20 protein-coding genes and 1 pseudogene are annotated in these 21,024 nt (G+C 56.2%); 7 read left to right on the plus strand and 14 right to left on the minus strand.

Features of this window, described 5'->3' with window-relative positions; genetic code table 11:
• Positions 1–2: 2 nt before the first annotated feature.
• Positions 3–584 carry a hypothetical protein gene (locus DVK01_RS18830; protein WP_121538161.1) on the minus strand — a complete coding sequence of 194 codons (582 nt, stop codon included), beginning with the start codon at positions 582–584 and terminating at the stop codon, positions 3–5.
• 495 nt (positions 585–1,079) lie between these two features.
• Complete coding sequence (locus DVK01_RS18835; protein WP_121538163.1) at positions 1,080–2,756, minus strand: transposase; 1,677 nt, start codon at positions 2,754–2,756, stop codon at positions 1,080–1,082.
• Between the two features lie 576 nt (positions 2,757–3,332).
• On the opposite strand from DVK01_RS18835, the gene DVK01_RS18840 reads away from it, so the two are divergent.
• Positions 3,333–3,656, plus strand: coding sequence for a hypothetical protein (locus tag DVK01_RS18840; RefSeq protein ID WP_199708854.1), 324 nt, complete (start codon positions 3,333–3,335; stop codon positions 3,654–3,656).
• Between the two features lie 67 nt (positions 3,657–3,723).
• Here the strand turns inward: DVK01_RS18840 and DVK01_RS18845 are convergent, their stop codons facing one another.
• Positions 3,724–4,047 carry a HalOD1 output domain-containing protein gene (locus DVK01_RS18845; RefSeq protein ID WP_121538165.1) on the minus strand — a complete coding sequence of 108 codons (324 nt, stop codon included), beginning with the start codon at positions 4,045–4,047 and terminating at the stop codon, positions 3,724–3,726.
• Positions 4,048–4,083: 36 nt separating this feature from the next.
• On the minus strand, positions 4,084–4,896 hold the full coding sequence (locus DVK01_RS18850; RefSeq protein WP_121538166.1) for a TrmB family transcriptional regulator: 813 nt from the start codon (positions 4,894–4,896) through the stop codon (positions 4,084–4,086).
• A gap of 388 nt (positions 4,897–5,284) precedes the next feature.
• Between DVK01_RS18850 and DVK01_RS18855 the strand changes: the two genes are divergently transcribed.
• The gene (locus DVK01_RS18855) at positions 5,285–6,091 is read left to right on the plus strand and encodes a TrmB family transcriptional regulator (RefSeq protein ID WP_119712865.1); all 807 of its coding nucleotides are present in this window, start codon (positions 5,285–5,287) and stop codon (positions 6,089–6,091) included.
• Positions 6,092–6,195: 104 nt separating this feature from the next.
• Here DVK01_RS18855 and DVK01_RS18860 read toward each other — a convergent pair whose 3' ends face one another.
• From DVK01_RS18860 to DVK01_RS18870, 3 genes and pseudogenes are all read right to left on the minus strand, one after another.
• Complete coding sequence (locus DVK01_RS18860; protein WP_121538168.1) at positions 6,196–6,525, minus strand: hypothetical protein; 330 nt, start codon at positions 6,523–6,525, stop codon at positions 6,196–6,198.
• A gap of 349 nt (positions 6,526–6,874) precedes the next feature.
• Positions 6,875–8,550: pseudogene (locus DVK01_RS18865) on the minus strand (transposase).
• Between the two features lie 63 nt (positions 8,551–8,613).
• Positions 8,614–8,835, minus strand: a complete 222-nt coding sequence (locus DVK01_RS18870; protein WP_121538170.1) for a hypothetical protein — start codon at positions 8,833–8,835, stop codon at positions 8,614–8,616.
• 110 nt (positions 8,836–8,945) lie between these two features.
• On the opposite strand from DVK01_RS18870, the gene DVK01_RS18875 reads away from it, so the two are divergent.
• The gene (locus DVK01_RS18875) at positions 8,946–9,749 is read left to right on the plus strand and encodes an alpha/beta fold hydrolase (RefSeq protein ID WP_121538172.1); all 804 of its coding nucleotides are present in this window, start codon (positions 8,946–8,948) and stop codon (positions 9,747–9,749) included.
• Between the two features lie 11 nt (positions 9,750–9,760).
• A complete protein-coding gene (locus tag DVK01_RS18880) occupies positions 9,761–11,875 on the plus strand; it encodes an alpha/beta fold hydrolase (RefSeq protein ID WP_121538174.1) in 2,115 nt (704 codons plus the stop codon).
• Positions 11,876–12,351: 476 nt separating this feature from the next.
• On the opposite strand, the gene DVK01_RS18885 is transcribed toward DVK01_RS18880, so the two are convergent.
• Together DVK01_RS18885 and DVK01_RS18890 are read right to left on the minus strand one after the other, a co-directional pair.
• Positions 12,352–12,837, minus strand: a complete 486-nt coding sequence (locus DVK01_RS18885; protein ID WP_121538176.1) for a hypothetical protein — start codon at positions 12,835–12,837, stop codon at positions 12,352–12,354.
• Positions 12,830–13,702: a ParA family protein gene (locus DVK01_RS18890; RefSeq protein ID WP_121538178.1), complete on the minus strand. Its 873-nt coding sequence runs from the start codon at positions 13,700–13,702 to the stop codon at positions 12,830–12,832. Before DVK01_RS18890 ends, DVK01_RS18885 begins: the two co-directional genes overlap by 8 nt.
• A gap of 494 nt (positions 13,703–14,196) precedes the next feature.
• On the opposite strand from DVK01_RS18890, the gene DVK01_RS18895 reads away from it, so the two are divergent.
• Together DVK01_RS18895 and DVK01_RS18900 are read left to right on the plus strand one after the other, a co-directional pair.
• Entirely contained in the window at positions 14,197–14,871 is a 675-nt protein-coding gene (locus DVK01_RS18895) for a helix-turn-helix domain-containing protein (protein WP_121538180.1), read from the plus strand.
• On the plus strand, positions 14,868–15,563 hold the full coding sequence (locus DVK01_RS18900) for a hypothetical protein (protein ID WP_121538182.1): 696 nt from the start codon (positions 14,868–14,870) through the stop codon (positions 15,561–15,563). Before DVK01_RS18895 ends, DVK01_RS18900 begins: the two co-directional genes overlap by 4 nt.
• Positions 15,564–15,648: 85 nt before the next feature.
• Here the strand turns inward: DVK01_RS18900 and DVK01_RS18905 are convergent, their stop codons facing one another.
• The 3 genes from DVK01_RS18905 to DVK01_RS18915 form a co-directional block, all read right to left on the minus strand.
• Positions 15,649–15,921, minus strand: coding sequence for a hypothetical protein (locus DVK01_RS18905; RefSeq protein WP_121538184.1), 273 nt, complete (start codon positions 15,919–15,921; stop codon positions 15,649–15,651).
• Between the two features lie 157 nt (positions 15,922–16,078).
• Positions 16,079–16,513 (minus strand): TRAM domain-containing protein, encoded by a 435-nt coding sequence (locus DVK01_RS18910; RefSeq protein ID WP_121538186.1) that lies wholly within the window; start codon positions 16,511–16,513, stop codon positions 16,079–16,081.
• A gap of 58 nt (positions 16,514–16,571) precedes the next feature.
• On the minus strand, positions 16,572–17,138 hold the full coding sequence (locus DVK01_RS18915) for a hypothetical protein (RefSeq protein ID WP_233562810.1): 567 nt from the start codon (positions 17,136–17,138) through the stop codon (positions 16,572–16,574).
• A gap of 126 nt (positions 17,139–17,264) precedes the next feature.
• On the opposite strand from DVK01_RS18915, the gene DVK01_RS18920 reads away from it, so the two are divergent.
• Complete coding sequence (locus DVK01_RS18920; RefSeq protein ID WP_121538190.1) at positions 17,265–19,460, plus strand: hypothetical protein; 2,196 nt, start codon at positions 17,265–17,267, stop codon at positions 19,458–19,460.
• On the opposite strand, the gene DVK01_RS18925 is transcribed toward DVK01_RS18920, so the two are convergent.
• Both DVK01_RS18925 and DVK01_RS18930 read right to left on the minus strand, forming a co-directional pair.
• Positions 19,457–20,479: a hypothetical protein gene (locus tag DVK01_RS18925; RefSeq protein ID WP_147435188.1), complete on the minus strand. Its 1,023-nt coding sequence runs from the start codon at positions 20,477–20,479 to the stop codon at positions 19,457–19,459. The genes DVK01_RS18920 and DVK01_RS18925 overlap by 4 nt on opposite strands.
• 76 nt (positions 20,480–20,555) lie before the next feature.
• A complete protein-coding gene (locus DVK01_RS18930; RefSeq protein ID WP_121538194.1) occupies positions 20,556–21,008 on the minus strand; it encodes a hypothetical protein in 453 nt (150 codons plus the stop codon).
• Between the last annotated feature and the right edge of the window lie 16 nt (positions 21,009–21,024).

The following is a 21,024-nucleotide window of genomic DNA, read 5'->3' on the forward strand; positions in this document are numbered from 1 at the left end:
CGTTAGCTGCTGGCCTCGGCAGGCTCTGTCGTCGGAGCGAGGAAGTCCCATTCGCGGATGGCGAAGCCAACGATCTGGATACGCCGTTGAAGGTGCTCCCACTCGCGGGCGATCTCACGGCGACGATCTTCCTCATCAGCGTCAAGGGACTCGTCAGCGAGCGTTCCGCGAAGCTGATTCGGTGACTCGACGCCGAATTCGTCCTCCCAGTCGCGAATCTGCGTTTTCATATTGGCGAGCCGGTCCGTAAGCTCCTCAACAGTGTGTCCGCTATCTCGGAGGCGCATCGCCTCCTGCATCGCTTGGCGGCGGTAATCAGGGTAATACGTCGTGTGAGTACCGCTTTCGTCACGGTGGAGGATGCCGTCGTCGACGAGTCGTTCGAGGACGCGCTTAGTTGGTTCGTGTGACCAGCCCGCTTCGGAGGCGATCCAGTTGGCCGTCTGTGGCTCCGACAGCTGCCGAGCAACCATCCGCACGCGGTCTTCACCCGTGGTCTGGCGTTCCATCAGGCCCTCGGAGTTCGATTCGTCTTCGGTCATACAACATCGTTCGGGCTGTATCTTAATATAGGTTGAGGTCATTAGTTCTATATCGAATCGACTTCTTCGCCATCGCCCCGATCTCAGCTGTGGGTAGCCAGAGTAAACACGGAGCCTGGTCTTGGCGGCTCTATCCCGGGGGAAGCGCCGTTCTGAGCCGATTGCAGCATTTGTGCTTACCGGACGGCGGCGGGGTACTAAAAACTGGTCGTGATTATTGGCATAATCAGGACCACTTGCTGTATTCGCCCCATCAGGAGAATACCGGCATCTGGAGCCTCTTACCCCCGGAATTCCGCACCACAGGATATTATATATCGTATATCGCTATACAAAATCTCAGGCCCTGAAGTTGAGACTACAGCGGGTTTAGCGGGCCTGTGATGCGTGCTTTCAGTCGAATCGACGAGCTGAAACTGGTTGGGTCGCTCCCCCAACGGGCGTTCTTGTTATGTTGGTAACTAATTCGGAGTGTTTCCGAGACTTCGGGTAGTGTAGCCACTCAGACGCTGGGCTAACGCGGGTGGCGCACCCTCACTATCCGATCCCTGTCTCCTTCTTCAGCAGCGTCAGTGTGTTATCGGCCGTCACGACCGGCGCGTGCTCATACTCACCAGTCAACTCGACCTGCACGAGTAGGTCCACTGCTCGCCAAATCGAGTACAGCAAGCAGGCGAACGCGAAATAGAAGAATCGCAACCCGAAATCCTTCGACGTTGTCGCGGCCATGAACCGCTTGATCGACCTGTAGCCGCTCTCGATCTCCCACCGATACCCGTATTCAGTGAGGTGACCACTCCCGCAATTCGTCATGAACACCGAGTACTGCCGATGATCGTCGTGCTCGGAATCCTCTTTCCGACGGTAGATTAGCTTCGTCTCGTGCCACTCATTCTTGCCGAGGTGGAGCTTCCGGTCGGTCTCGTATCGGTCCTGGTCGCGCTGGAGCAATCGCTTCGCCTGCGCTTTCTCGCTGGTCTGCATCCGTTTCGGTACTACGTAGGAGAGCCCGCGCTGGCTGAGCATCTCCAGGACGTGCTGGCTGTCGAACTCCCGGTCCATCAGCACGTTATCGACGTGTACCAGCTCCTCGGCTGAATTCAAGAGATCCTTGACGATTTCTAAGCGGGACTCACCCTTCCGAACTGGCCGCGCGTCTAGAACGATCGGAACGGCATTCCCTACTAACTGGACGGTGGCCCACTGATAGGCGTACTCGTCGGTCTTCTCCTTCGTCCCGATAATTTCGTCTTTGTGGCCCGTTCTATCACCGGTGAAGGGGTCAGCTTCGGTGATATCGATGGCGATGATTCCGGCTCGGAAGAACTCCTCTGTCTCCGCGACTTCGCTCAGGAGCCTGTTGACGGCCTGTCGGTACATCTCGCGAACCTGTTCGATCGAGAGATCGCGAATCTGCTCGCGATGGGCGTGACCTAGCGGAGTCCGCTCCCGAGTCGACTCGTAGGTGAAACTACGAGCGCCTTCGTTCGCAGCCAGTCTCTCACGGAGTCCGAGATACGTCTGCAAGCCCCAGTACGCGTTCTCGTGTATCTCACAGCCCTCACCTCGATCCAGCGAGAATGCCGGGAAGACAACGCGACTGACGTGCTCCGTAATCGTTGCCGCTTCGTCGAGGACACTGTGATCGGTTTGGTCTGATTCGTCCGCTTCGTCACCATGAGATGGAAGGTTTCGGTCTGGTTCGCGCGGAACAGCGACACCCGCGTTCTGGGCTTTGATGAGGATGGTCCGTGCAGCTGTCTCGACTGTACCGCGAAACTCGGCAGTGAACCGGTTGTGCCAGCTTCGCCACAGCGTCGATTGATTCGGCACTGTCTCCAGCCCCAACTGCTCGCAGAGCTCTGGGCGCCGATCCAGATACTCAATGAGGGCTGTCTCATGATCCCAGCCGTGGCACTCTTTCAGGACGAACACGCGAAAGAGCGTCTCCGTCTCGTAGCGAGTCGGGCCCGCGTAGCGGTCGTGCGTGTCGAAGTTGAAATACGCCAGCGGAAGTGAGCAGGTGAAGTTCTCGACCGACTCGTGGCGGTCGTGCCTGAACCAGGTCTGCGAGACTGTCCGGATATCGGACTCCAGCCCGTCCAGCGAGCTTCGGTCGTACAATGGCGTCGAACTGTATGCTGGCCAGTCCGTGTAGGTTCGCTGAGCGATCTGTCGGAAAACGGTTCGACGAGCGTTACAACTCGTAGTCATTCATGCCGGTAGTTGAGAGGTTCCCAAGGAATCGTCTTGATGACTGTCGCCGAAACGTCGAATACTGGGACGCGACGAGGCACGGACTGTAATTCAGTTAATCAAAAACCGAAGATAGATGAAATTCGTCGGGATATATGCCAGTTCCACGACTTGCTCTAACCAGTGTTTGGACAGATTAAGAACAAGATTACACGCCTTCGAGGAGATTCTACGGACGGAGGGCACACAGCGACCACACCACAGACTGGCTCCATTGATAAGAACGGAACCTCACCTGAGCAGCAGACATCCTCGCGTCTGTTCCGGTGTCCCTCCTGTGAAGCCGTATATATCGCTCACGCAAAGGAAACATGCGGAACCTGTAACACCGAGGTCACACAGGTCCGGTCAACACTCCGCGACCAGCCGCATCGATAGATCCGGTCGAATATCGCCGTCGTCCTGCGCGTTGCACAGTTTGGTGCGTAACTCTGGAGTGGCGGCTTCCGTTTCGTCAGTGTCACCCACTTCCTCAAAAACGACAGTGGGATGAAAACGTGCAGGGGTTATCCGCGTTCGGAACCAAGTGGATGTATGACACAGGTGGGCAAGACGTCTTCATTCGACGAAATGCTGGCGGCAGTAGCCGACACTCACCGACGCACACTCTTGCTCGCGCTGTTAGAGGAGAATCCCCAAGATGAGTTACCAGTCGGCAATGACGACTCTGCCGACGACGCGGTCGAGCAACTCGTCCAGATGAGACACGTTCACCTCCCGAAACTTGTCGAATACGGTTTTATCAACTGGGATGAGGAGGCAAACGAAGTCACAAAAGGGCCAAACTTCGAGGAGATCAGACCCTTACTCGAACTGCTCCGTGACCATGAAAACGAACTCCCTGATGACTGGTTGTAGCGTCACTCACATCGGACTTCAGTAACGCTGGACCAAGCGATACAGCGACCACCTGTACTGCCTGCTGTTAGCGTTCGTCCGAGTTCGCACGGACAATCACATCGCCACGACTGTGTACAGTCACCTGCCAGTCAGCAAAGTTGAATGAGACCGTGACGGTCTCCACATCCGAGGATGCGGAGCCAGTCGGCCGAAGAAGGGTATCCAATGCATCCGGGTCAAGCGATTCGTACAGTGGCTCGAGAGTCGTCGGCGCGCGATTGACAGCGATCGCGACTGTTTCGATGACCGCCGTCGAAGGGGCTGTCGACGACCACTCGTACTGGGCGCGAACAGGTTCAGTTGTCACATCCTGTTCATCAGCAGATGAACGCTCAGACTCGTCAGTCATACGCTTCACCTCTTTCGTACGCTGAGAAGTAAGTCATTACTCTGATTGGTCCCCGGTGGTATCGGTGTTCTCCAACCGCCACGTGAAGATCGCTTTCAGCACGACGACGAGACTGTTCGTCTGTCCTGCGCCCCAGATTGCGGTTTCCGACCGCGGATCGGTGGGCGCTGCATCCTCGCCGTTGACGAGCACGCTCACGAGCGTCTGTGTTCCGTCGACCACCATAAGGCGCCCTGCCGGCGTGTCCGACCAGACCCACAGGGAGTCGAACAGCTCCGCTCCCGGAATCTCGTCTTGGATGCGTTCTTGGACGCCGTCGGAAACGCCGCCGAGGCTGATCCTTACGTTTCGTTCTGCTGCAGCACCTAATGCGTCGAGGATATCCTCAGTGAGCACGTCCTCGACGGTCATATAGACGATCTCGTCGTCTGCCCCGTCGATGAAATCCAGCACGCGATCGGTGACCGCCCCCTGACTGTCGACCGTCCAGACGCCACGTTGTTCCTCGCTGCGCTGGACCGGTTCGAGTTCATCCAACGCCATCGTCAGGACCGACGTCCGGTGGTCCATCTCCTGTTCGAACTTCCGACCAGTGGTTTCGGCCGAAATCGCCCAGAACTCCTTGGGTGAAGACTGCTGAACGTCGACGAGCCCTCGACCGTGTAACTCGTCTATCGCGTCGTAGACGCGGGTCCGGGGGACATCCGAGACCTGGCTCACGTCTTTTGCGGTACCCGTCCCGAGCGTCACGAGCGCGACGAACGTCCGTGCTGCGTAAGCACTCAGGCCGAACTGTTCGAGTTGCTCGATAGCCGCAGCACGGGGATCATCGACGGGGTCGGTATCCATGGTTCAAGTCTCTGCAGTATCGAACCCAGCCACGGAAGGTGGCCGGGGCCGGCACGCATCGGGTTGTGGTTGGGACACAAGTTCCGAGTCGCGTGCCGGATTGTACGGTACCGACTCGGTGGTCATAATAGTATTGTGATTAAATGGGTGAAAATCTTGAGTGTGTCATAGAGTCCTGTACAGTACGCAAAAATGATTTTAGATATTTGTGAGTGCGCGAATTACACCTTCTATCCGGAGAGTACGCAGGGCTCTGGCTAAGCGTCTCTCTGGCGATTCGGTTCTCGCTCGACGGTTGGGATTACGTCCAGTAGTGACAACGCCTATCCACCCGGGGCAACGAGTTGTTGAGAAGGCCCGGGTTCCGCCGGGTTGTGAGTTGGGACACATGAGCACAGATGACACATTAGACGAAGCGGTCGAGGTACTCCAGCAACTCGGGTTAAAAGAATACGAAGCGAAGTGTTTCGTGGGACTGTCACGCCTCTCGACGGGCACCGCGAAACAGCTCAGCGAAATCACCGACGTGCCGCGGACCCGCGTCTACGACGCGGTTCGAATGCTGGAAGCGCAGGGCCTCGTCGTGACCCAGCATTCGAGCCCACAGCGATTTCGCGCCGTCTCACTCGAGGAGGCGACCGAAACGCTCCGGGACCAGTACGAGGCCCGCGTCGAACGGCTCGCAGCGGCACTCGAGGACGCCGAGAAGATCGACGCCGATGAGGAAGAGGAAGTCCAGGAAGTATGGAGTATGTCGGGGACAGACGCGATTGCAAACCGCTTGAACACGCTCATCAGGGACGCGAGCGAAGAGGTGGTGTTGGTCATCGGCGACGAGACGCTGTTGACCGACGAGCTGGTCGAGAGCCTCACCGGGCTCGACGAGAGCGTCGACCTGCTCATCGGTGCGGTCACAGAAGAGCTCGAAGAGCAGATTCACGACGCCGTTCCGCGAGCGACGACGTTCCTGTCGGGACTGGGCTGGCTCCGCACGGCAGGTACCGCCGATGACGATCTCGCTATCGGCCGACTCCTCCTCGTCGACCGGTCGGCGATCCTCGTCAGCACGCTCGTCCCTGAGACACAGGAGGAACAAGCCGTCTTTGGCGGGGGGTTCCGGAACGGCCTCATTGTGATTGCACGTCGGTTACTCTCCCAGGGGCTCATTCCGCAACGTGACCCACAGGCAGACTAGCACCCGTTCAAATAGCGGAATCGACAAAGCGTCTCGATCTGGCTGCGACTTCACGGCCATGTACGACAGCGCCACGGCGACGCGGAGACGGTCCGTTCAGTCGGTCACACCCATCCGTCAGGGAGCTGTCCTCGATTGTTGTCGAGTAGTTCGAGGAGTGGCTGGATCTCGTTGAACCGAGGCCCCCTCGTCACAAAGTGTTCTTGTCGGTTAGCATCGATGAATCCGGACTCCTCCAGTTTTGGGAGATGTACGTGGTGCATAGACAGATTCAGAGTTTCGTCTTCAGCATCCGAATCGAGTTGGTCGAGGGTGACAGCCCGGTCCTCGTCGGAAGTGCCATTCAGCAACGAGAGAAGCAGCCGACGACGCTCAACGTGGCCTAATGCCTCGAGACACGCTTCAAAAGACGTCGCCGCGACTTCCTCGCTCATATGGACATCTACGGCACCAACAGTCCTGTATCCCCCACATTCTCACATCAAATATTCTTTTGATTAACCGAGTAACATTGTTCGACTAATCGACGAGAACGACTGCTTTGTCGGACGCTCATGCATTGAGAGCGCTAGTCTCAACTTCAGCGCGACCGGGGAAGTTGAGACTACAGTGGGCTTAGCGGGGCTGTGATGCGTAGTTTCAGCTGAATCGACGAGCGGAACCTGCTGCAGATCCCTCTCCAAACGGGAATTATTGTTGAATTAGAAACTAATTCGGAGCATTTCCGATACCTCGGATAGTGTCGCCACTCAGATGCCGCGCTAACCCAGATTGAGTGTCTCTCTACCCGATACCAGTCTCTTTCTTCAGCAGTGTCAGTGTATTGTCGGCTGTTACGATCGGCGAATGCTCGTACTCACCAGTCAACTCCACCTGCACGAGTAGATCGACTGCCCGCCAGATCGAGTACAACAGACACGCAAACGCGAAGTAGAAGAAGCGAAGCCCGAAATCCTTCGACGTAGTGGCGGCCATGAATCGCTTTATCGATCTGTAGCCGCTCTCGATTTCCCACCTGTAGCCATACTCCGTGAGGTGACCACTCCCGCAATTCGTCATGAACACCGAGTACTGTCGATGGTCGTCGTGCTCGGAATCTTCTTTCCGCCGGTAAATCAGCGTCGTCTCGTGCCACTCGTTCTTGCCGAGGTGGAGCTTCCGGTCGGTTTCATACCGATCTTGATCACGTCGAAGCAATCGCTTAGCCTGGGCTTTCTCGCTGGTCTGCATCCGCTTGGGAACGACATAGGAGAGCCCGCGCTGGCTGATCATCTCCAAGACGTGCTGGCTATCGAACTCCCGGTCCATCAGGACGTTATCGACATGGACGAGGTCCTCAGCCGAATCGAGCAAGTCCTCGACGATTTCCAGTCGTGACTCGCCTTTCCGTACCGGGCGAGCATCGAGGACCAGCGGGACGGCGTTGCCGACTAACTGGACGTCGCCCACTGGTAAGCGTACTCGTCGGTCTTCTCCTTCGTCCCGATGATCTCGTCTTCGTAGCCCGTTCTATCGCCGGTGAACGGGTCAGCTTCGGTAATGTCGATCGCGACGATTCCGGCTCGAAAGAACTGCTCTGTCTCCGCAACTTCGTTCAGGAGCCAAGTGATGGCCTGCCGGTACATCTCTCGCACTTGGTCAATCGAGAGATCGCGGATGTGCTCGCGATGGGCGTGCCCCAGCGGCGTCCGATCCCGAGTCGATTCGTAGACAAAACTGCGCGCTCCCTCGTTCGCAGCCAGCCGCTCGCGAAGTCCGAGATATGTCTGCAGGCCCCAGTAGGCGTTCTCGTGGATCTCACAGCTCTCGCCACGGTCCAGCGAGAATGCGGGAAAGACGACGCGACTGACGTGATCGCTGATCTTCGCTGCTTCTTCCAAAACAGTCCGGTCGTCCGGATCGGTCTCCCCAGACTCGTCGTCATGGTACTGGAGCTTCCGTTCCGGGGCACGAGGAACCGCAACACTGGCGTTCTGTGCCTTGACGAGGATCGTCTGAGCCGTTCTCTCGACAGTCTCCCGGAGGTCGGCGCTGAAGCGGTTGTTCCAACTGCGCCAGAGTGTCGACTGGTCGGGAATGGCATCGAACCCGAGCGAGCGACGGGTTTCTAGGTGTTGCCGGAGATAGTCGACGAGCGCTGTTTCGTGGTCCCAGCCGTACATCTCTTTCAGTAGGAACGCTCTGAAGAGCTGTGGCATCTCGTATCGAGTCGGACCGGAGTACTGGTCGTGGGGATTGAACTCTACGTAGGAAAGTGGATACTGACAGACGAACGCTTCGACCGAATCGTGATTGGGGTGCTCGAACCAGAACCTCGAGACAGTACGGAAGTCTTCAGTAAGCGCTGTCAGTGAACTCTGCTCGTACAGCGGGGTCGAGTCGTACGCCGGCCAGTCGAGATACTCCGTTGTTGCAATCGAACGGAACACATCGCGTCGGGAGACGGCAGTCGAAGCCATTAGAGACGTTTCTTCCGCACAAGAGTAATGAGATGGTATCCTGACTGAGCTGCCGAAAGCTACTCACTCTCCAGTACTCTCGGAATCGTCTCGTAACAGCAATCCGGTAGCCATCAGCCGTCGAACGATCTCGACGAGCCCGTTGTCGAATCTCACAACCAAACACGCCCTGATCGTGTTCTCGCTAGTCACCACGTCCTGAATATCAGTTCGAAGTACCTCGCCAATCGTCTCCATAATGACGGTTCCACCCCGTTCCTGGGCTTCCCACCAATCCTCGGCCATTGATCAGTAAAGGATACATGTCTCGCAGTTTCACTGACTCTCTTATTCATGACCCTATAGCGTGTGGTAGGCTGATATAGCTCGGGGACCTACTCAAACGTCAAAGAACAATGGAAACAGTCGCTTCAGGAGATGGAACACCCATCGCCTACGAAAGAACGGGGAACGGACCGCCGCTCGTGCTGGTCCACGGTACTGCCGGGGACCATACGCGCTGGGAGCTGGGCGACGTTCGATCCGTGCTCGCAGAGCACCACACCGTCTATGTGATGGACCGTCGCGGCCGTGGAGGAAGCGGCGACGCCCCGGAGTACGACCTGAAACGGGAGTACGAGGACGTCGCTGCGGTCGTCCACTCCATCGACGAGCCTGTGCACCTGCTCGGCCACTCCTACGGTGCTATCTGTGCCCTGGAGGCATCCCTCCTGACCGAGAACCTCCGGTCGCTGATCCTCTATGAGCCGCCGGTTCCCTGGGAGATCGTCGGGCCGGAACTCTTCTCCGAGGAGACGGTGTCCGAGATGGAGGCGCTACTGGAGGCGGGCAAGGATGAAGCGGCGCTCGTCGTGTTCATGCGCGACCTCCTGGAACTCCCGGAGGAACAGCTCAAGGAGCTCCGCTCGGCCCCGAGCTGGCAGGGCCGCGTGGACGCGGCCCATACGCTGCCACGCGAGGAGCGGGCCCCGTTCGACTATGAGTGGAACCCGAGCCGTTTTGCGGAGATGACCACGCCAACGCTGCTGCTGCTCGGCGGCGAGAGCCCGAAGTGGGCCAAAGAATCGACGGAGGCGATTCACGAGGCGCTCCCGAACAGTCGGATAGCGGTCCTCGAGGGACAGGGACACGTCGCGATGAACACGGCGCCGGAGCTGTTCGTCGACGAGGTGCTCTCGTTCCTCCGGGAGACGAGGTGACCGTTGTGACCATGACGCCGAAACTCGAGACAGTGATGTCGGCCGACGACACCGAGATCGCCTACGAACGTGCCGGGAGCGGGCCACCACTGGTGCTCGTCCACGGGACGACCGCCGACCACACGCGGTGGGAACCGATTCGTCCTGCCTTGGAAGACCACTTCACGGTCTACGCTATGGACCGCCGTGGCCGTGGAAAGAGCGGTGATGCCGACGAGTACGCGCTAGGACGGGAGGTCGAGGACGTGGTAGCGGTCGTCGAGTTGATCGACGAGCCCGTGATACTGTTCGGCCATTCCTTCGGGGCGATCTGCTCGCTGGAGGCGGCCTTGCGAACCGACAATCTGCGGGGACTCATCCTGTATGAACCGCCACTGCCGGTCAGCGACCACGACCCCGACACCGAGGACATTCTCGACGAGATGGCGGCCCTCGTGGACAACGGTGAGAACGAGCAGGCACTCATCAAGTTCTTCCGGGAGATCCCCCGGGTTCCCACGGCGGAACTCGACGCGCTTCGGTCGGCACCGAACTGGCCGACCCGAGTGGACGCTGCACATACAGCCATCCGGGAGGAACGGGCGCGGAAGGGATACGAGTTCGACGCTACGCGGTTTTCAGGGTTAACCACCCCGACGTTACTGTTGGCCGGGAGCGAGAGCGCTCCATTTCTCAGGGACGCAACGAACGTGCTCAACGACGCACTTCCGAACAGCCGGATCGTCATCCTTGAGGGGCAGGCGCACGCTGCGATGAATACCGCCCCAGAACTCGTCATCGACGAAGTGCTCGCGTTCGTCCGTGAACCGGGCGACAAAACACTCGACGAGGAAGGATTGTCCGGAGAGACAGAGAAACTGTTAGCAGACGTCTGGGAGTTCCCCTTGTTCGAAGCCCTGTTCGGACGACGCGCACGCCGATTCGGGTTCGGCGGTGAAATTCCGGATGGCCCCCTCCAGTACAAATCGGAGAAAGATCCCCTTCCGTTGTCTGAACTGGAGCAATCATTGCTCATCGCTTCGGCGGTAGGCATTTCTGGTTGGCATTTCGGGATCCCGTACGCCAATGCCGAAGACGGTCTTTCGACGTACTCGCTCCGATTTACTGGCCGCCCCACTCCGACAGCGGCCGGCATCGGGACCGTGGAACTGTTTTACACCGACGACGACGGCGTCTATTTCGTGAGCACTCGGGACATCGACCCCGAAGGGGGCGAGTATCGGCGGACAGTAGACGATGTCGAGGACTTGCTCCGTGTCTGCCGGGCTCACACAACCACACTGCAGGACGCGCGACTCGACATCCCCCGAAAATCACCGCACATCAGTGGCCATAACCTCTGGGACGCCAACGTAGAGGGATCCACGTTGTTCATGCCCGTTGCCGATGTGGGCGAGCAACTGCTGTCGTTCATTATTATGATCGCTCGCAATGGCATCACGGTGTACGACGACCGGGCGGGCCGCTATGCCGGAGAGTTAGATACGTACTTCGAATCTGGACTCCTCAATCCCGAACGGAAATATCCGCTGACAGAACTGGAACAGTACGCGCTGGTGACGAACGCGGCGGAACTCGGGATTATGGGCCACAACATCGTGCTGTCCTTGCAGGCGATTGGTTTGGGCGGGTGGATGTTCACTGGCATGTTTCCGCCGAGCCTCATGGGGGCGTTCGCGGACCAAGGTGTGCCTGGACTCGGCTTCCGGTTCCAACGCAGCGACGACTGGGCCGTCCCCAACCCGATCGGACTGGATGACTACTACGAGAGTGTCTGTCCACCGTATCATTCTGACATGCATGCTGCGGCAGCATCCCTCGTCGAGAAGAAGTTCGGCGACGGTGGCACCTACGATCCGGCACCGCCTGGTCCGTATCCAAAGGAGGTCATGGAGACAGCAGGAGAATATTCGGACGAGTTCGTGGATGCAGTGGGCGAGATGGCCCAGTACATCTACGACACATACGGAAAGTTCCCGGCCACGGTCCCGACGATCCTAATGCGGCCGCTCGTGCAAGCACAGCATCTCGATACGGACTACTACGATGCGCACTTCGGGCCGGAAGGCTATCTCGACACCCACGCCAATCACCTAGAGCGCTGGCATCCCGACGAAGTGGCCTGATCACATCTCGTTTTATTGTTGCCCGCACTCAGTACGACGCATTCGTCCGTTCTTGGTGTTGGTGGAAGCAATTCCGCGAACTCACCGCCCCCTGTCTTGTTCACAAGTTCGACCGACGCTCTTGGGTAATCGATTGTTGGTGGAGAGCCGTCTGGTGATTTCGTGACAGCCCTTGTTCGGATACTGAATAGTCTGATCTCGGTCGTCACAAGCTACACCCGGCGGTCAAGGGTCCCGAATCAATTCGTCCTTACCACGACCAACAATCCTCTACACAAGAGCGAAGTTCTATGTCACGTTGAGACTTTTACGATCGTATGCATTGAGACGATCAGTCTCAACTACTGCGCGACCGCCGTTCGGACCCGGTTCTGAGAATAATCGCGAGACTGCAAGCAGATAGCTTGCTACACAATCTGCATAATGTACAATGCGCACGAAATTTGAATGGTGAGGAAAATCAGCCAAATCCAATGTTAGTCGTTCGTAGCTTGCTCGCTCAGCATCTCAACAACTTCCTGAACACGTTCCTCATCGGCTTCGATACCACGCTCCCGGAGGATCTGGAGGGCAACCTCATCACCGTGATCCGCAATTACCCGGAGACACGCATCTTGAAACTCTCTTCCCTCAAACTCGGGAACATCAAACATAGAGCACGCAGCAGTTACCGATGATCGCATCCGGGTGACGCCATCCCACGTGTCCTCCCGGACATAGAAGCCGTGCATATCGGTCTCATCAAAGGAGAAGGCCGGTCCACCGGTGGATTCGTCCACATCCTCCTCATCCTGCTCAGGAATGGACTCAGTCTCCGACTCTGTGTCCTCAGTAGTTATCTCTTCATCTGGTTGCGGTTCATCCTGGGTGTCAGTACGTTCGTCGTCGTCCGATTCAGCTCCGTCCTCCGTTTGTTTGAGCTGTTCAGCGACGTCCCCGAAACGGTCGTCCTCATTAGGCATGGCTGTGTTCCTCCACGAGGTCCGCTAAGTGGTCGAAATTCGGGATCTGGTCGCAATCTTCGTCGAACTCCGAGACCGGCATTCCTTGCTTGAACGCGCGAGAAATCGCGGTCCGTTCGCGAATCCCTGGCTTCGGAATACTATCGATGGTGCGTCCCGAATCATTGAGGGCATCGAAGATCTCCGGGTCCACACGAGCGTACTCGGGGACGAATGAACCGAACTCCCGGTTGAGATTTTCAACGAGAGTCCGATGCTCGTTGCGTTGTCCCATTGTTTCGCGAATCATATTCGGAGTGACTGCGAGGATATCCAACCCGATATTCTGCCGGATTGGGGAGATCTGGCGTTCAATCATCTTATTGAGGCCGTTGATCGAGCCAGCACGCGGGATGAGCGGGATTATGACGCGCTGGACGGCGATGAGGGCGTTGTCGGAGAGTTTCCCACGGCCGCCTGCGGCATCAATTATCACGTAGTCGTATCCGTTTTGAATGAGCGGATCGACAACGTTCCGTCGAAGCTTCACGTCTGCGAACCGTTCGTCCTTCAGCCTCGTCTCAACATTCTCGAGCTCGTTACTCGACGGGAGGAGGTGAACGCCGAAGTCCGTCTCGATAAGCAGGTCTTCGGGGTCCTCACCATCGATAAGGGCGTCACCGAGGTTCGCATCTCGGTCGTACGCATCGTCGTATCCCAACTGGGTCGTCATGTGTCCGTCCTTATCCAGATCCAATAGTACCGTCTCATGGCCACGAGCAGCGAGTCGATCAGCGATGTTGAGCGCGATCGTGGATTTCCCTACCCCTCCCTTGAGCAACGAGACAGCTGCTCCGGGGAGCCCTTCAAACTCGTCAGCACTCATAGCTCAGCACCCCCGTAAGCAGCGGATTTTGTACATTTTGTAGGTAATGTACATTGGGTAGATGTTGAAGGTTGCGCGAGTTTTGTCGATAATGTAAGTTTCGTACTGGTCATACGCGGTCAATGAAGCTCGTCCACCTTAATTCTGTGTCAGACAGATTGCGGACGCCATCCACACAATCTACATTTTGTACATTACGTAGATTGTTGGCACAATCTCAATTGTCAAAATCACCGTCGACTCTACGCAATCTACATAATTTAGATTATCAGCATTTCATACGTATTCATCGCAATCTTTGCCACCCACACGAACCAATTGAAGAAGCCCAATTTGCATTATCTACATTATCCACATTATGCAGATTGGCTATGAGATCTACATTCTTCAGTCATTCAATAGGAGAGTCCTGAGTAATAGAACTCAGACAGAGCCGTTCTACCCCGTCCTCTAGTAAGACTTTTAACTGTTACCGGATTATTGGTAACTACCAGATGTACGAGGTTCTCGACGACACCGCGGCGCAGGTCATCCTCGCTATCGAGAGTGGTGACTCCATCCGCCGTGTCGCCCAACACCTCCACACACCGTACGAGACGGTGAGACAGGCCGTCAATCGGCTGGAAGACGCAGGCTACGTTTCCTATGACGACGGCCTCACTGTCGTCGACGAGCGCGTACGCGACTCAGCACTCGAGCTCGTTGCTGCCAGCGCCGGCGTCAGTCCACCATCCATCGAGGAGGCCTACGTCATCCCGCAGTTCGGTGACTGGCCGTTCGCGTTCACGCGGATCGACGCCGTCTACGTGTGGACTCAGGGCGGCTACCAGGTCGGTCGCGAGCCCGACGACTATCCACTATTCCTCGCTGTTCGTGAGCAGGACGTCGACGCCTGGGAGACGTTTTTCGAATCGTTCGACCTCCCGACCGGATTCGAACGACAGCCCCGAGATGAGCTGGACCGACCGCTGCAGATCGTCCTCGAGCCACGCCCGTCACTCGACATCGAATACGTCGAGGGATACCCGGTGATTCCGAGAGCAGAGACAATCGAGTATATGCGCGAGAACTACGCTCAGTTCCAGTCGGCGTTGGCAATGCTCGACCGGATGTACGAGGACCTCGATCTCGGCGTCACGTATCGAGAGATGGAACGGGCACAGCCATGAGCTTCAACAATCGAAGTGACGCACTCATCGAACTGCTTGAAGAGCTCACCCAAGAAGGCCACGAGTACGTTCTCGTCGGTGGCTACGCAGTCTCAGCCTTCAATGCTCGCTTCTCCACGGATCTCGATATCGTCGTCGCGCCGGACTCCAAAGCTGACTTCGTCGAATTCCTCAAACGTCGGAACTTCGAGGAAACGGACAGCCACGCCAAGGAGTGGTTCTACGATACAGAGGTGATCGAGTACGAAAAGCGGCTCACGCCGCAACAGCCGATCGGCTTCGACCTCTTGGTGAACGGGCTCGGGTGTCGTCAGACCGAGGCACAGTGGTCGTTCGACTACCTGTACGACCACAGCCACCAACAGGAGGTGAGCGGGGGCACAGTGACGACGACGGCTAGAGTCATCGATGGGGCAGTCCTCGTGGCTGCAAAGCTCCACAGCGGCCGAGAAACGGACCTTCGGGACGTCTTGGCAGTGGCTGAAGAGATCGACCTCGACGCTGTCACACCCCACCTGCGGCGAGGGGACGACGATGAGCTCCGGGAGCAACTTGAGCGTGGTCTGGAGATCTTGGAGAGTGACGAACTCAAACACGGATTTCGGAGTGACTTCGGGGCCTCAGCTGTCTCAGAAGAAACGGTCACCGCTCTCCAAGAGTATCTGTCTACACAGATTGACTACCTGAGCTGAAGCGGTCGGGACTCCCTTGATCGGAAGTGAAGATAGGGACTTCAGCGGTGCTTGCAGTCAGTCAAAAAAAATCGGAGGGGCGGTGTCAGTCGACCGTCGCTAACACACGGACATCCGTAGCTGAGTGTCGTTCCCGTTCAGTACGAGCACCGTGCTCGCGGAGGAACTCCTCAATACGATCGACAAGGAACTCCGCATCCTCCCTATCGACGTGAACGATCAGCGTCGGACGCTCCTCGTCGCTGTTCTCGATCACGAGCGAGACATCGTTGAATTCGTCCGGCTGTCTATACGCCTCGAACTCATCTGCGACTTGGTCGGCCAGGTCATCGAGTACCTCAATCGGTTCCTTTGTCATAGATTGAATTTCGGCCTTGGAAGGTTGTGCCATCGCGAACGCGTGAAGAAAACGTGACGTAACTTTCAGAACCACCTCCATCAGACAAACTCGAACGGAGCCTTCTCACACCGATGGTTTACCGAGAAGAAGACCGATCCACAGAAGGGACAATGGGTTAGAGTGCTCGCGGATCGCTACCGACGATGCTCGCAAACGCGACGTTCTCCTGAACTTGTTCGATTTCGACTGTTGGCTCGTCGCCGGGTTGAGCGCCGGGAACGATCACGACGTACCCCCGTTCGACTTTCGCAATTCCGTCTCCTTGATCACCGACGGTTTCGATTGTCACGTCGCGCACTTCTCCCTCATCAACAGGAGGACCAGATGAATCGTTGCTCGTGCTCCCCTGAGAGGAGGGATGCCGTGGGCTCTGTGGAGATGTTGATTCAGCTTCGGAGGATGAATCAAGAAGAGCGATGCGGTACGTTTCATCAACAGTCAGCGCCCCATGCTTGATCTCACTCGGAGGAATCTCGATGACGAATGTGCCATCCTCCTCCTTAATTTTCGCAGTGAACAGCGAACACAGAGAGTCTGAGATTTCTACCATAGCTGGGTTTTGATACTGGATACAATTAATCGGTCTCTTTGCAAAGGAGCGAACTGGATCAGCTGTCCTCAGCTGGTTCTTCCCATGGAATGTCTCGCTTGTGGACTACAGCGAGCTTCGAGTCGTCATCATCGTCCATTGCACTAAGACCACGCTGGACGAGAGTATGAACCTGACCAGCGGACTCCGGGAACGAAAATTTGTCGTCCTCCGCATCAGCACGGAGTTCCAAATAATGGAGGTACAACCTGAACGTCGTATCTGCTCCGATAGGCCACCAAATCGTCCCTATCTGCTCATCTACCTGATTGTCCCAATGCTCTATGAGTTCACGGATATCGTCTACGAGCTCCTCCCCGGATGTGCGAAGGCGAAGAGAATAGTCTCGGTCATGCTCCATATCCTCAATTATATCCCGGAGGAAGGGCTCTGCTTCTAAAGCAGTGGGAGAGTTCTGGTCAGCTTCCAGAAGTTGTTCCAACGCTTGAAGTTCCTCAGACCGGGCAGCTACAGCGTAAGCGACGGTATATTTCTCCTCTGGGAAAATTTCGTGTTGACCTGGCTGCTGTGCCTGCGGGACAGAATCACCGGTGGATGAGCTAAAGAGGGTCTCAAATAGGCCCATACGTTGCGTCCGGAGGGGATCCATAAGTACTTCGTGCCATTATTAGCTCGACTTTTCACCTCAATCAGTAGGAGCTCAACGGAGAACCGCGGGGTATTATATCCTGTCAACAGGGAACAGAAGACAATGGGTCGGTTCATCAATTCGTTTGAGATCGACGTGCCGTCAGTAACCGCGGACCTCTATGATATCGATCCCCAGCCCAACGATAACTACTCCCTCCTCAATGCCCACGCCACAATCCTCGAGAGAAATGTAGGTGGAAGAGCACGTTGGTACAATCAGGGCGGTCGACATTATATCGCAGTAATCGGCGCCGAACGGGATTACGGAACGATTCAATCAGCGGACGGAGCGGAGCTGGAATTCGCACATGAATCTGATCTCGATTTCTCTGAGTGGAGTGATTTCAAGGTTCTACAGGAAGCGCTTATCGATGAACTGAAGGACGATCTCGAGACGGACGATTACTGGTACGACTCGACGAAGAACACGTTCTATCACGAGGATCGAGAGGCGCGTATCGAAGGATACGACGTCCATCCCGGCGTCGAAGTGCGAATTAGTCATCACGACCGACCTCTCATCACATTAGATCCGACGTTAGGTGCATTCGGATCACGGACGCTAGCTGACTATCTAAATGATCCTGCCTGGGGGATAGATCGAGTCAACGACGAACTCGTCGGGCGTACATTCATTTACCAAACCTCGGATCGGGCTTCTTGCACTGTCACGGGAGTCTTTGAGAACACGACAGTCTCCGAGATTCCACCCGGGCGGTTCGACAACGAGACACTAGACGAAATCGAGAGCCGGCATGGCAAAGAATATGCCGACAGAATCGATCCATCTGAACCGACCGTCAAAATCCAGTACGGCAATAGTGATTGGTATCCAGCTGCTCCGTCGTTACTCCTGTTCGCACCGTCTGAAGATCGCCCGGACGAAATCAGCCAACGAGCGACATTCGGGCCTCAAGAGCGATGGCAGAAAGTCGAAGATTTCCGTGAGCTGATCGGCGACATCAGTATCGGCTCTATCCAGACCGACATTAGCCCATCCCCGGTACGCGACGGGATCAGCGCATACGGTTATCCGGTACTGACGTTTGGCGATGACCCTTCAACGGAGATGGCAATTGGGCGGCCGAACATCAGCTTTAACGGCAGCGAGCTCACCCAAGAATACTGGAACCCAGCAAAGCAGGGGTATCTCGAAGAAGTCGGCCCTCGACGCACGTTTGACCAAGATTTCAGTGTGGCTGTCCTCTTCCCAGAGGGGACGGAAGACGAAGCGCTCAGTGCCTATCAACAGGTGCGAGAATATGTTGAGGAACACCTTGGACTCATCCTCTCGGATCGGCCTGGAAGAGTCAACTACGAGGACCCGCGAGAGGTCGAAGAATGGCAACGCTCGCTTGAGGATGTCGACGCCGGCTTTGGGTATCTCCCCGAATACGACGAAGATGTCTACCACAAATTGATCGAGATACTGGAGGGGAAGCCGCTCCAATCGTTAACCGCAACGAATCTGCGAAGCGCCCAGCGGTCGGGACACGAGGCCGATGTCATTTCGAACACGGCAGTCGGGTTAGGGGTGAAGCTAGGCGTGATTCCATTCAGCATCGAGAATCAGCTAGATACAGACGCCTACCTCGGGCTTAGCGTAACAGGTCGTGACCGAACCGTTGCCAGCGGAGTAGTAGTCTCAGGTACTGACAACCAGATTCTCTATCAAACAGAGGAGACCAATCCGACCGGGCGAAGTACGGTGACGAACCAAGGGATGACGAAGCAGATTCTGATTCGGGCCGTTCAGGGTGCGGTCAACGATCCTCGCTCTGGGTTCGATCAACTGAGTTCCCTCACGATTCACCGAAACGGGTACCTCGGCGACGATGAGATCTCCGGCCTCAAAGAGGGGGTAGAGTATCTGAAATCAAATGATTTCGTAACTGAGTCATTCGAATGGGTGGGCGTCGACGTCCAACATTCTCCCACCTATCGCATCTACGACGACGACGGAATGCCGGATATGGGTTCGTATGCTCAGCTGGATGATGAGACCGTCCTGATTGTCACGACCGACGCACCCCGACTAGGTGAGGGGACCCCGCAGCCGATTCTCTGTGAAATTTCCGTTGAAGAGGGAGATTTCGACATTTACTCAGTCGGACGGGATGCGTTCTATCTCTCGGAACTGAATTGGGGCGCGCCTTCAAAGGGAATCAAAGACCCTCTGACGGTGTACCTCACTCGGAGAATGAATAGTCGTCTCAGTCACGACCGTGTTTCACGCCTCACTTACCCGCCGTTCTAAGGTGGATAGGTATCCAGCCAATATTGGTTTGCGGCTAATCGGTGAGATCGTTCCGGCCGGTCATCGGGAGTCACACCGGCTGTGATGTCGTCGACGAGTGCCTCGAGATCATGATCGACCGATGCCGGAACCTCTTGTGTTATGAATGTCCTGAGCTCACCGTAGTCGTAGGTGTCGTATATTCGAGGCTGACTGTGTTCCAGAGCATCGAGGTGGCGTTCGAACGCGATACGGTCATCTCGAATCCCGTTCAGAAGGTTCGGGAAGTACTCGTCAGAGAGATCCATCACAAGATCGAACCGAAGTGCAGGCGGTGGATGTAGGTCTCCATCTGGATCCTCCTCAATATAATACGGATTGGAATGATGAAGGTGCCTAACAAGCGAAGCGAGATAAGACGGCCCAAAAGTCAATACTCCACAGACATCACAAAACAGTTCCTCAAACCAAGCCCGCCACGAGCGTGCAAACTGAGCCTCATCATCAATCTCTTGCCGGGTTCGTCCCTGGATTTCTCTTACGGCATTATTGAAGCCCGTCCTTAGTTCGTCGTGTCGGTCCAAGACCGCATGCGCGATTTCATGGGCGAATATCGGGGCATAGACCTCTGGGTCACTCTGGGTTCTAGGGAGGATGAGGGCGTAAATTTGGCTCAGATCACCAGTCGCAGGAATATTTTCATCGAGAGGATCGATCGCAAATCCATTCCAGATCACCGGGAGGACTGTAATATCGATTCCAAATGCATCCTCGAGCTCAGATGAGATCGACGATGCATGGTCAAGCCGGCCAGATATAGCCGAATTGCGTTGATACTGATGTAGATCTAAGTAAACAAGTTCCGTCTCCAGAACTTGGAGCTCTAGGGCAACAGTATCGATGGCTCCTAGATACTCTTCATACAGTTCGTGAGTCGCTTCTGCATCCGGTTCCTGGTCGTACGCTCGCTCGTAGAGAAAACGCGTTTCCTCGATATTATCGAATCCATCCTCCACGGAGCTGTAAATCGAATCTGTCACAGGAATCCGAGTATCGAGAGAATCCAAGACCTCGCGGGCGGCCTCGAATTTGCCCCGAAGAAACGCAACTTGGGACTCAGCGAGTTCCGTCGGCAAGAGTACCCCGCATACGATTGATACTATCTCGAGAAGTGCGGTTCGCAGTCTCCGAGATCTCCTTCAACTTTTCACGGACATCATCAAGACCCTGTTGAAAGGTGAGGGTCTCTTCAGCGGCATCCACGACCTCAATCAGGTCATCGAAATCGCCGACCAACCGGGAGCGTGCAGTAATCGCGTTCTCCTGAATCTGGTCAGCGATGGCTAATTCATACGGGTCAGCGTTCGGGTCTTCATCGAGCGCGTCGCGAATTTGCTCAAGTAGGTGGCGGCCTGATTCAAGTTTCGCTCGCAAGTCGTCCTCACTCTGCTCGAGATCGATGCCGTCACGCTTAGCTTTGAGGATAGAGATGGCTACAAGCGCCTCATCTGCACGCTCGCCGAACCGCCGGTTTGCCTCGTACCGGCGCTTCGCTCGCCATCGAGTCATACGCTATTACGTGTGT

This window comes from Haloarcula sp. Atlit-120R, from assembly GCF_003665885.1.
Taxonomy (GTDB): domain Archaea; phylum Halobacteriota; class Halobacteria; order Halobacteriales; family Haloarculaceae; genus Haloarcula; species Haloarcula taiwanensis.